A 9,596-nucleotide genomic window follows, 5' to 3' on the forward strand; every position below is an offset into this window, starting at 1 on the left:
AGCTCCCGCACCCGGTATCCGACCCCCGGCGAACCGACCACGCCGACCATTTCCAGATCTTTGCGTGCGGAGATGGTGTCGATGTGCAGGGCACGGGCCAGCACCGGGCTGGAAACCCGTTCCCGCCCCTCCTCCCGAAGCTGGCGGAGCTCCCGCAGATACGCCGGCAGCCGTTTTAACGCCGGAATGCTGTAGGTCTTTTTCGTCGGCATGCATCCTCCCTGCTGTCGAGAAAACACTATCGCGGCGACCGAAAAATTGCAAGCGCATTTTTAAAATATTTCCGGAAAATTTCATTCTGCATCGTTCCATTGCGATGGACAAAACATCCTTTTTTTGTACACAACAAGAGAAATCGTTGCGTCCGTCATTGCAAAGTGCATCCAACCGACCTACAATAGAAAAAGACCAGAAAACCACAACAGGGAGCAGACCAGATGAATGCATTTTTCCAGTGGGCAGACGGCAGACGGGAACCGGCCCGGCCACATTGTCAGAATCACACGATCCAGATTCCGAAAGAGGAGATTCCCGCCGGAGCCTGCGCACTCGAGATCGAACTGGATGAGTTCACCGCCCCGGCAGGCAGTGACGGCTGTTTCCTTGTCCCGAACATCCAGCAGAATGCGTGCGACAACGTCGGCCCGGGCGGCGTAATCCGCTTCCGTCACCGCCCGGATGGGGAAACGCACTTTGGCTTCAATTCGATGCCGTTCTTCGCAGTGATCCGCGACGGAAAGGGAGTGCTCGCCGTGGTCTCCGGCATGTCACTGGAGTATGAACTCATCGTCCGTTTGCACAACGGCACCTACCACCTGACGCCCCGTTTCCAATGGGAAGGCGAACCGGATGAAGCCATTGAACTAAAACTTCTTCCAATTGATGAACCGACCTACTCCGCTGCCGCCCGCGCCTACCGGCGCTACCAGCTCGAACGCGGCGCCTGCCTGCCGCTGCGGGAACGGGCCGTCCGCTATCCGGCCGCGGGAGAGGCGGCGCTCGGCCCGATGGTCCGGCTGCGGCTGGCGTGGAAACCGGTCCCCTCCCCCGTGCCGGAACAGACTCTGGAAAACGAACCGCCCCTTCACGTCGCCATTACCTTCGACCGGGTGTGCGAGATCATCGAACGCTTTCACCGCCGGGGCATCCGTCACGCCGAATTCAACCTGGTCGGCTGGAACTGTTCCGGCCATGACGGCCGCTGGCCCGACTGGGCGCCGGTCGAACCCCGGCTCGGCGGTGAGGCCGGACTGCACAAAGTGATTGAACTTGCCCGGCAATACGGATACCTCATCTCACTTCACTCCAACAACATAGATTCCTACTCCATCTCCAGCCGCCTCTCGCCGGAAGATCTTTTGCTGGATTCCGACGGCAATCCGGTCGATGGCGGAAGCTGGGGCGGCGGACGCTGCCGCCGGCTCTGCCCGAAAGCGGCATACCGGTTCGCGAAGGAGGATTTTGCGGAGTTTTCCCGTTGGAATCTCTTCGGCACCCACTACATCGACGTGCTGAGCATCCTGCGCCCGGATGCCTGTTTCAACCCGGCCCATCCGCTCAGCCGGCGGGAGGCGGGCGAATGGCGCGGACGCACGCTCCGGCTCGCACGGGAAAGTTGCGGCGCCTCCAGTTCGGAAGGAGCGTGGGACTTCTGCATCGGCGACATGGATTATGTTCTCTACGCGGTGTTCAAACCGGATATGCCGCTGCCGCAGTTCTGCGACGAGGCGATTCCTCTCTGGCACCTGGTCTATCACGGCATTCTCACCTACAACAGCGACTGCGGCACCGTCAACGAGGCGATCTCCCCCGACCCGGAAAAGATGCTGCGCAATCTGGAGTGCGGCGGACGCCCGCTGAACTACTTCTACTCGAAATTCACCACGACCAACAACAACTGGATGGGCGAGGATGACTGCAGCTGCGGAACAGACGAAGAGCTCGACCGCTGCGTGGAAGCCATCGCCCGGAGTGCGGAGGAGTTCAGCAAACGGAGCGATCTGCAGTTCGAATTCATCGAGCGGCACGAACGGCTTGGAGGCGGACTGGTGCGGGTGGAGTATTCCAACGGCACTGTTCTGCTGATCAACCACTCCGCCACCCCGCAGCAGGCGGAAGGTCATGAGGTGGCCGCGCACTCGTACCTCCGCCTCGATCCCCGGCGCGCCTGACGGAAGAAAATCCACGGGAAGCCCTCCGGAGCGCCTTGCATCCGTTGCAATCGGCGCTATATTGCATTGCAAACAGAATCTTGCAAGCCCCAAGGGGGGGCATGGAAAAACTGTTGATCGGTCTGGATTTCGGTTCCGACAGCGTCCGTGCCGTGCTGGTTGCGGCGAGTGGCGAACAGTTCGCAACCAGCGTCCACGAATACGCCCGCTGGGCGCAGGGGAAATACTGCGCCCCGGCGGCGAATCAGTTTCCGCCAGCACCCGCGGGACTATCTGGAAGAGACCGAGGCGGTCATCCGCAACGTGCTCAAAGGGGTGGACGCCACCCGGGTGGCTGGCATCGCCATCGACACCACCGGCTCGACGCCGTGCGCGGTCATGCCCTCCGGCGTGGAGTACGACAAACTCCGTCCGGAAGATATCGTGATCATCCGTCTGGACACCGGGAAGCCGGATGGCGCTGCTCACCGAACAGATCCGTCCCGATGTGCCCCGGCTCAAGGAGACGCTGATCGAGAAGCACTATTGCGTAAACACGGCAGCAACGCCTACTACGGGCAAAAGTGACGTTCCTCGCCCCCTGCCCTCGAACGCTCAGCGAAAGAGCGGCTCGATGAGCGCCGCCGCCGTCGCAATCAGATTGACCACCATGTGGAGCAATACGGCGGCGGTGAGGTTCCGGGTCCGCAGATAGGCGTATTGAAAGAGGAACCCGAGCAGAAAGAGCCCCGGAATTCCCAGCAGGAAGCCGTGAACCAGAGAGAAGACGGCGCAACTCATCAGAATCGCCGGCCACGTGCCGAGCGGCCGGAACAGGCCGAACAACACCCGGCGAAAGCCGATCTCCTCCACCACCGGAGCGACGATCACCGCTCCGACCAGCAGCAGAACAATCAGCAGGGGGGAGCCGTCGGCAATCATCAATGCGAGCTCCTGTTCCCGCCGGTACGGGATGTCACAGGCGTTGAGCATCAGCTCCCACACCCCGGTGACCGGGCCGCAGAGAAGCAGATTGGCCGCGACACATGCGCCGATCACCTTCCAGTCACGCCGGCGAAGCGGACGGATTCCCAGCTTGGCCGCGAGCAGACGCTTCGCGGGCGGCGCGGCCAGGCAGCAGAGCACCAGCCCGGCACCGGCGGGCAGCTGGGCGAAGATTCCACCGAGAACCGCAATGGTCCACAACAGCTGCCGGTCGCCGGTCGCGCAGAAATGAAGCACCGCTCCCACCACGGCGCAGACGGCAAAGTAGATCGCCAGCGCACAACCGGCGGCAGCGGCCAGCCGCCACGGAGAAATCCGGCGCCGCCACGGAATCCGGTGGATGCAGTTCCACAACTCCAGCCGCATCGCGTCTGTCCCCCCCTGCCCCGGAATCAGCCGCGGACCGTAATCCGCCGCTCGTTCTCGGAGAGATGCACGATCTCCACCCGGAGCGTGCCGGGCGGCAGGATGTCGGCAATCCGCGCCGGCCACTCCACCAGCGCGACCGACTCCGGATCGTCGAGAAACTCATCCACGCCGAACGCGAGCGCGGAGGCGGAATTCGCAATCCGGTAAAGATCGAGGTGGTAAAGCCGCCCGCCGCCGGGCAGAGAATACTCCTGAATGATCGTGTAGGTCGGGCTGGATACCGGTTCGGTAATCCCCAGACCGCGGGCGAATCCGCGTGAAAAAACCGTCTTCCCGGCGCCGAGGTCCCCCTCCAGCGCCAGCACCGTGCCGCGCGGCAGCTCATGCGCCAGCTGTGCGGCAAACGCCTCCGTCTCCTCTTCGGAGCGGCTCAACAACTCCCGTTCAATGTTCATAACCACTTTTCCTGTGTTCCGTCAACGAATTTCCTTCGGGATCCAGCACCTCGCCGGAACCGGCCGAAACGGAACCGATCCGGGTGAGCGGCGCAAATCCGGGCGGCCACTCCGCCTCCAGTTGCGCCGCGGCATCCGCCGGAACCGTAAACAACAACTCATAATCTTCGCCGTCGCTCCAGGCGCTCTCCGGAACAGCTCCGGCCCGGAGCGGAATCCGCTCCTGCTCCACCGTCAGCGCCACCTGCGAGGCCGCCGCGAGCCGCGACGCGTCGAGCAGAAGCCCGTCGCTGATGTCGAGCATGGCTGAGGCGAACCGGTGCGACGCGAGAAAACGCCCCTCGGCCAGCCGCGGGGTGAAATCCAGATGATGCTCCGAAAGAAACGAATTGCCGATCCAGCCGGTGACGTAGAGCAGATCCCCCGGCTTCGCCCCCCGGCGCAGCACGATCTCCGACTCCTCCACTTCGCCGAGGATGGTGAGCGAGGCGGCGACGCCATCCCGTTCGAGACCGGCGATATCGCCGCCGGTCAGCGGGGTGCCGTACCGCATTCCCGCATCGGCGGCTCCCCGGCAGAACTCCAGCACCCAGGATTCGGAACAGCCGCGCGCGGCAAAGGCGAGCAGCGCCCAGCGGGGCGTCCCCCCCATCGCGGCGATGTCGCTCAAATTGCGTTTCATAAGTTTCGCCCCCGCCCTCTCCGGCGCAGTCCCCTCCGAAAGGAAATGCACCCCGGCAATCACCTGATCGACGGCGGCAAGAAGCAGCGGCCCGCCGCCGGAAGTGCGCAGTGCGGCGCAGTCGTCCCCGGGGCCGACCGCAACGGATTCCGTGGCGGCCAGTCCGGGCAGCAGCTGAGAAAGGATATGGCGTTCATTGAGCATCATGCCGGAAAATATACCCCGCCGGAGGCGGGATTGCAACCCCTTTCCCCGCAAAAGACGGGAAAGGTACGTTTTCCGGCCTTGTAAAATCCCCCTCGCGGCATTATATTAATAAGACAGTCGCGGCAGAAATCTGACACAATTTGTCAGGTTGAGTCGGAACAGGTTAGACCCTATAAGCCAGGTGAATTCTGAAGATGTGCGGGATTGCCGGAATTATCAATCATCATGCCGACCCCGAGGCCGGCCGGATTCTCAGCGCCATGAATCAGGCGCAGGCTCATCGCGGCCCGGATGACTCCGGAACCTATCTGGATGACGAGGTCGCCCTCGGGCACCGCCGCCTTTCCATTATCGACCTCTCCGGCGGACATCAGCCGATTTTCAATGAGGACAACACGATCGGCATCGTGCTCAACGGGGAGATCTACAACTATCGGAGACTCCGCGAAGAGCTTGAAGGGCGCGGTCACCGTTTCCGCACCGGCACCGACGCCGAAGTGATGGTGCATCTTTACGAAGAGTACGACAGCGAATGCGTCTCCATGCTCGACGGCATGTTTGCCTTTGCCGTCTACAACCGGAAAAAGCGCCGGGTGCTGCTGGCGCGCGACCGCCTCGGCAAGAAGCCGCTGCTCTATTTCATGACCGGAGACACGCTGGTTTTCGCCAGCGAATTTTCCGCACTGCAGTGCCACCCGGCCATGCCGCGCGAACTTGACTGCGATTCGATCAGCGACTTCCTCTCGCTGCAGTACATCCCCAGTCCCAACACGGTCTACCGCAACGTGAGAAAACTGCCGCCGGCGCACCTTCTGGAGTTGCGCTGTGCGGACGGGACCGTATCCATCCGCAGTTACTGGCATCTCGACTATTCGCTGAAGCAGGAGCTCCCCTTCGAGGAGGCCGCCGGCGAAGTGCGGCGGCTCGTGGAGAAGGCGGTGGCGAAGCGGCTGATGGCCGACGTCCCCTGCGGCGTCTTCCTCTCCGGCGGGCTCGACTCCACCATCGTCGCCGGACTCATGGCCAAACTGCGCGCGCCGGCGGAAACCGACGCCTTCACCATCGGCTTCGAAGACAAACGTTACGACGAACGTCACCGGGCCGCGGAGGCAGCCTGCTCCATCAACACCTTCACCGGCGGAGCGCTGCGCCACTTCGAACAGGTGGTCAATCCATGCGATTTTCCGTTGCTGGAAAAACTGCTCGCCCACTACGGCGAACCCTACGCCGACGCCTCGATGCTGCCGACCTACCTTCTGAGCCGGTTCGCCCGGGAACGGGTGACGGTGGCGCTGGGCGGAGACGGCGCCGACGAGGTCTTTTCCGGCTACGAACGTTATCTGGCCATGCGGTACGCCGCCCGGGTCGATCTCTTCCCGGTAGCACTGCGCCGGCCGTTCTTTCAGTTCCTGACCACACTCCTGCCGGACAACGGAGAGCGGAGCAGAACCGGCCGCTTCCGGCGCATGTTCGCCGCCCTCGGCAGTTCGTCGGAGAACCGCTACTTCAACCTGCTCAACCGCTGCCCGGCCTCGGTCAAACGCACCCTCTTCGGGGAGCGGCTCCGGGGAGCGCTCGCTCACGATTCGGGAGACACCTTCGAAGCGATCCGCTGGGAGATGACCGCGCCGGATCAGGTGGAACGCTGTTCGGAATTCGATCTGCAATCCTATCTGCCCGGAGACATTCTCTCCAAGGTGGACATCGCGTCGATGGCGGTGGGGCTGGAGGTCCGTTCCCCGTTCCTCGACCGGGAGGTGGTGGAGTTTGCCGCCCGTCTGCCCGAACACTACAAGATGCCCGGCAGATCGCGCAAACACATTCTCAAAGCCGCCTTTGCCGAACAGGTTCCGGAGTCGATCCGCAACCATGCGAAACGTGGCTTCGGAATTCCGCTGGCCGCCTGGCTGCGCGGGGCCTGGCGGGAACCGGCCCGGGAAACGCTGTTCGACGGCGCCCTGATTTCCGGCGGCTACATCAACGCAAAACCGCTGACCACGCTCTGGCTGGCCCATCAGTCCGGGCGGCGTGATTTCAGCTACATTCTGTGGAATCTGCTGGTTCTGTCTTTGTTCCTGGCCCGCAATAAATGAAGAGGAGGCTGTCACTATGAAACAGGAAAAACTGGTCATTGTCGGAAGCGGTCCGGCCGGCTACACCGCCGCCATCTACGCGGCACGCGCCAATCTGGAGCCGCTGCTCTTTGCCGGCCTGCAGCCCGGCGGCCTGCTGACGCAGACGACCGAAGTGGAGAACTTCCCCGGCTTCCCCGACGGTGTGCTGGGCTTCGATCTGGTTACCGCCATGCAGCAGCAGGCGGAAAAATTCGGCACCCGGGTGGAGTACGACGTCGTCGAACGGTTTGAACTGACTGACGGAAAAATGCAGAAACTGATCCTTTCCACCGGCGATGAGGTCGAAGCTCAGGCGCTGATTCTGGCGACCGGGGCGAGTCCGCGCTGGCTGGGGCTGCCCTCCGAGGACCGGCTGCGCAACCACGGGGTCTCGGCCTGCGCCACCTGTGACGGAGCATTTTTCAAGGATGTTCCGGTCGTGGTGATCGGCGGCGGCGACTCCGCGATGGAGGAGGCCAACTTTCTGACCCGCTTCGCCAGCCGGGTCTACGTCATTCACCGCCGCGACGAGCTGCGCGCCTCGCCGATCATGGCGGAACGCGCCAAAGCCAACCCGAAGATCACCTTCGTCTGGTCGAGCACCGTGGATGAGATTCTCGGCGAAAAGTCGGTGGAAGGGGTCCGGGTGCGGAACCTCAAGGACAACTCCATCACCGAAATCGCCTGCAAAGGATATTTCGCCGCTCTCGGGCACGTGCCCAACACGGGACTTGTCAAAGAGTTCATCCGGCTGGATGAGCAGGGGTACGTGATTGTGGAGGGCGGCAGCTCCCGCACCAATCTTTCCGGCGTGTTCGCCGCCGGGGACTGCGCGGATCCGCACTACCGCCAGGCGATAACGGCAGCCGGAATGGGCTGCCGCGCCGCAATGGATGCGGAGCGCTACCTGGAATCCAGACAGTGATTCCTCCTTTTGTCGTCGTCTACTCTCCGCGCCGCACCCGGATCTCCCTCACCATCCGCCCCGAGGATGGAATGCTGGAGGTGCGTGCGCCGGAGGGGTTTCCCCGCAGCCGCATCGAAGCGGTTCTCGCCCGCAATCCGGAGCTGATCGCCTCGCTCCGGAAACGGGGAGAGGCGGTCCGCCGTCAGTTGCCCCGCTTCCGTTTCGAAGAGGGAGAGTTCTTTCTGCTGCGCGGCCGCTGGTATCCGCTGAAGTTCAGCCGCCGGCTTCTCTGTTTCGATGAAGCGTTTCTGGTTCCCGCCGGAACGCCGGAAGAGGTGAAAAAATCGCTGGAAAAACTCTACCGCCAGCTCGCCCTTTCCCATCTGGAACAGCGGACCGGGGAACTTGCGGCGCGCTTCGGCATCACCTACCGGAGCATCCGCATCGGCGGCGCCTCGGGGCGCTGGGGGTCGTGCAGCAGCGACGGGAATCTCAATTTCACCTGGCGGCTGATCCAATGCCCCGATGAAGTGATCGATTATGTGGTCATCCACGAGCTGGCGCACCGGCTTGAACTCAACCACTCCGACCGGTTCTGGGCGGAAGTCCGGCGGATGTGTCCCGACTTCGAACAGCATCGTGCTTATCTCAACGAGAATTCGCTCCGCTACAGCGGCTGGTGAGCGCCTCTTTCAACGGCTCCGGGGTAATCCGCAGAAATTCCCCCTTGATTTTTGACGTTTTCCCTATATATTAATTAGATTAACCGGATTTTATCTTTCCGGCTTGAACACACATACAAAGGAGCAATTCATCATATGAAACACAAAAAACATCCGAATCCCGACGTTCCGGAAGATGAGGATCAGATTCCGGTCGACGAAAATCTTCCGGAAGTCCTTCCGGAAGAAGAGGAAGGCGGCGATGCAAACACCGCGCAGGAGGAGACGGCAAAACTCACTGCGGAACTTCAGGCTCTCAAAGAGAAACTGATGTACCTCGAAGCCGACTACCAGAACTATCGAAAGCGGGTGGTGAAAGATATTTCCGAAGCGCGCCTCTGCGGCACCGCGGGGACGCTGGAACCGTTTCTGACGGTCTTCGATTTCCTCGGCATGGCGAAAACCGCCGCGGAGAAGTCGGACAATATCGAATCCATCCGTCAGGGGCTCAATATGATCATCGGCGAATTCCACAAGGCGTTCGACGAACTCGGGGTGAAGAAAATTGCGACCGTCGGGGTCGATTTCAACCCGAAATATCATGAAGCGGCCGCCCACGAAGCCTCCGATGAAGTTCCGGAGGGGAAGATTATCCGGGAGTGGTCGGGTGGCTTCACGCTGGGGGAACGTCTTCTCCGCCCGGCGCGCGTCGTGGTCTCTTCGGGACCGGCCCCGCAGGAAACTACTGAGTCGGAAGAGCAGAAGGAGTAACCCGTCATCATGGCACAGGATTATTACCAGACGCTCGGCGTGTCGAAAAACGCCACCGCAGATGAACTGAAAAAAGCATATCGGAAACTTGCGATCAAGTATCATCCGGACAAAAATCCGGGCGACAAGGCTGCCGAAGAGAAATTCAAGGAGGTCTCGCTCGCCTATGAGGTCCTGAGCGATCCGGAGAAACGGCGGCAGTACGACCAGCTCGGTCACGACGCCTACACCAGCCACGGGACGGCCGGCGGCGGCGCGAACGGCGCGGATTTCC

Annotated in this window: 11 protein-coding genes; 6 read left to right on the plus strand and 5 right to left on the minus strand. The window is 62.0% G+C overall.

The genetic code is table 11. The annotated features are described in order from the left end of the window. The coding region (locus tag ACMLHG_RS04785; RefSeq protein ID WP_417169730.1) for a winged-helix domain-containing protein at nt 1–212 on the minus strand (212 nt) is incomplete at its 3' end. Between the two features lie 225 nt (nt 213–437). Between ACMLHG_RS04785 and ACMLHG_RS04790 the strand changes: the two genes are divergently transcribed. Further along, a complete protein-coding gene (locus tag ACMLHG_RS04790; RefSeq protein WP_295807294.1) occupies nt 438–2,171 on the plus strand; it encodes a DUF5696 domain-containing protein in 1,734 nt (577 codons plus the stop codon). A gap of 269 nt (nt 2,172–2,440) precedes the next feature. On the opposite strand, the gene ACMLHG_RS04795 is transcribed toward ACMLHG_RS04790, so the two are convergent. The 4 genes from ACMLHG_RS04795 to thiL form a co-directional block, all read right to left on the minus strand. Next, nucleotides 2,441–2,602, minus strand: coding sequence for a hypothetical protein (locus tag ACMLHG_RS04795; RefSeq protein WP_367170016.1), 162 nt, complete (start codon nt 2,600–2,602; stop codon nt 2,441–2,443). A gap of 163 nt (nt 2,603–2,765) precedes the next feature. After that, nucleotides 2,766–3,521, minus strand: coding sequence for a CPBP family intramembrane glutamic endopeptidase (locus ACMLHG_RS04800; protein WP_417169731.1), 756 nt, complete (start codon nt 3,519–3,521; stop codon nt 2,766–2,768). Between the two features lie 26 nt (nt 3,522–3,547). Further along, entirely contained in the window at nt 3,548–3,979 is a 432-nt protein-coding gene (tsaE, locus tag ACMLHG_RS04805) for a tRNA (adenosine(37)-N6)-threonylcarbamoyltransferase complex ATPase subunit type 1 TsaE (protein ID WP_294434382.1), read from the minus strand. Further along, nucleotides 3,969–4,868 (minus strand): thiamine-phosphate kinase, encoded by a 900-nt coding sequence (gene thiL / locus ACMLHG_RS04810; protein ID WP_295807284.1) that lies wholly within the window; start codon nt 4,866–4,868, stop codon nt 3,969–3,971. The genes tsaE and thiL overlap by 11 nt, the downstream gene beginning before the upstream one ends. A 194-nt stretch (nt 4,869–5,062) precedes the next feature. On the opposite strand from thiL, the gene asnB reads away from it, so the two are divergent. The 5 genes from asnB to ACMLHG_RS04835 form a co-directional block, all read left to right on the plus strand. Further along, on the plus strand, nt 5,063–6,961 hold the full coding sequence (gene asnB / locus ACMLHG_RS04815) for an asparagine synthase (glutamine-hydrolyzing) (protein ID WP_417169732.1): 1,899 nt from the start codon (nt 5,063–5,065) through the stop codon (nt 6,959–6,961). A gap of 16 nt (nt 6,962–6,977) precedes the next feature. Then, a complete protein-coding gene (gene trxB / locus ACMLHG_RS04820; protein ID WP_294434390.1) occupies nt 6,978–7,907 on the plus strand; it encodes a thioredoxin-disulfide reductase in 930 nt (309 codons plus the stop codon). Then, nucleotides 7,904–8,572 carry a M48 family metallopeptidase gene (locus ACMLHG_RS04825; protein WP_294434393.1) on the plus strand — a complete coding sequence of 223 codons (669 nt, stop codon included), beginning with the start codon at nt 7,904–7,906 and terminating at the stop codon, nt 8,570–8,572. The genes trxB and ACMLHG_RS04825 overlap by 4 nt, the downstream gene beginning before the upstream one ends. A gap of 135 nt (nt 8,573–8,707) precedes the next feature. Next, entirely contained in the window at nt 8,708–9,322 is a 615-nt protein-coding gene (locus ACMLHG_RS04830; RefSeq protein WP_295807276.1) for a nucleotide exchange factor GrpE, read from the plus strand. A gap of 9 nt (nt 9,323–9,331) precedes the next feature. After that, nucleotides 9,332–9,596: DnaJ domain-containing protein (locus ACMLHG_RS04835; protein WP_417169733.1), on the plus strand; the 265-nt coding region annotated here is incomplete at its 3' end.

Origin of the sequence: Victivallis sp., from assembly GCF_048170485.1 — a bacterium.
Classification (GTDB): domain Bacteria; phylum Verrucomicrobiota; class Lentisphaeria; order Victivallales; family Victivallaceae; genus Victivallis.

Excerpts from the sequence above, each read along its gene's own strand:
- ACMLHG_RS04830 (WP_295807276.1), top strand. The coding sequence starts at position 8,708 with ATGAAACACAAAAAACATCCGAATCCCGACGTTCCGGAAGATGAGGAT.
- tsaE (WP_294434382.1), bottom strand. The coding sequence starts at position 3,979 with ATGAACATTGAACGGGAGTTGTTGAGCCGCTCCGAAGAGGAGACGGAG.
- ACMLHG_RS04800 (WP_417169731.1), bottom strand. The coding sequence starts at position 3,521 with ATGCGGCTGGAGTTGTGGAACTGCATCCACCGGATTCCGTGGCGGCGC.
- trxB (WP_294434390.1), top strand. The coding sequence starts at position 6,978 with ATGAAACAGGAAAAACTGGTCATTGTCGGAAGCGGTCCGGCCGGCTAC.
- ACMLHG_RS04790 (WP_295807294.1), top strand. The coding sequence starts at position 438 with ATGAATGCATTTTTCCAGTGGGCAGACGGCAGACGGGAACCGGCCCGG.
- ACMLHG_RS04795 (WP_367170016.1), bottom strand. The coding sequence starts at position 2,602 with ATGATCACGATATCTTCCGGACGGAGTTTGTCGTACTCCACGCCGGAG.
- asnB (WP_417169732.1), top strand. The coding sequence starts at position 5,063 with ATGTGCGGGATTGCCGGAATTATCAATCATCATGCCGACCCCGAGGCC.
- thiL (WP_295807284.1), bottom strand. The coding sequence starts at position 4,868 with ATGATGCTCAATGAACGCCATATCCTTTCTCAGCTGCTGCCCGGACTG.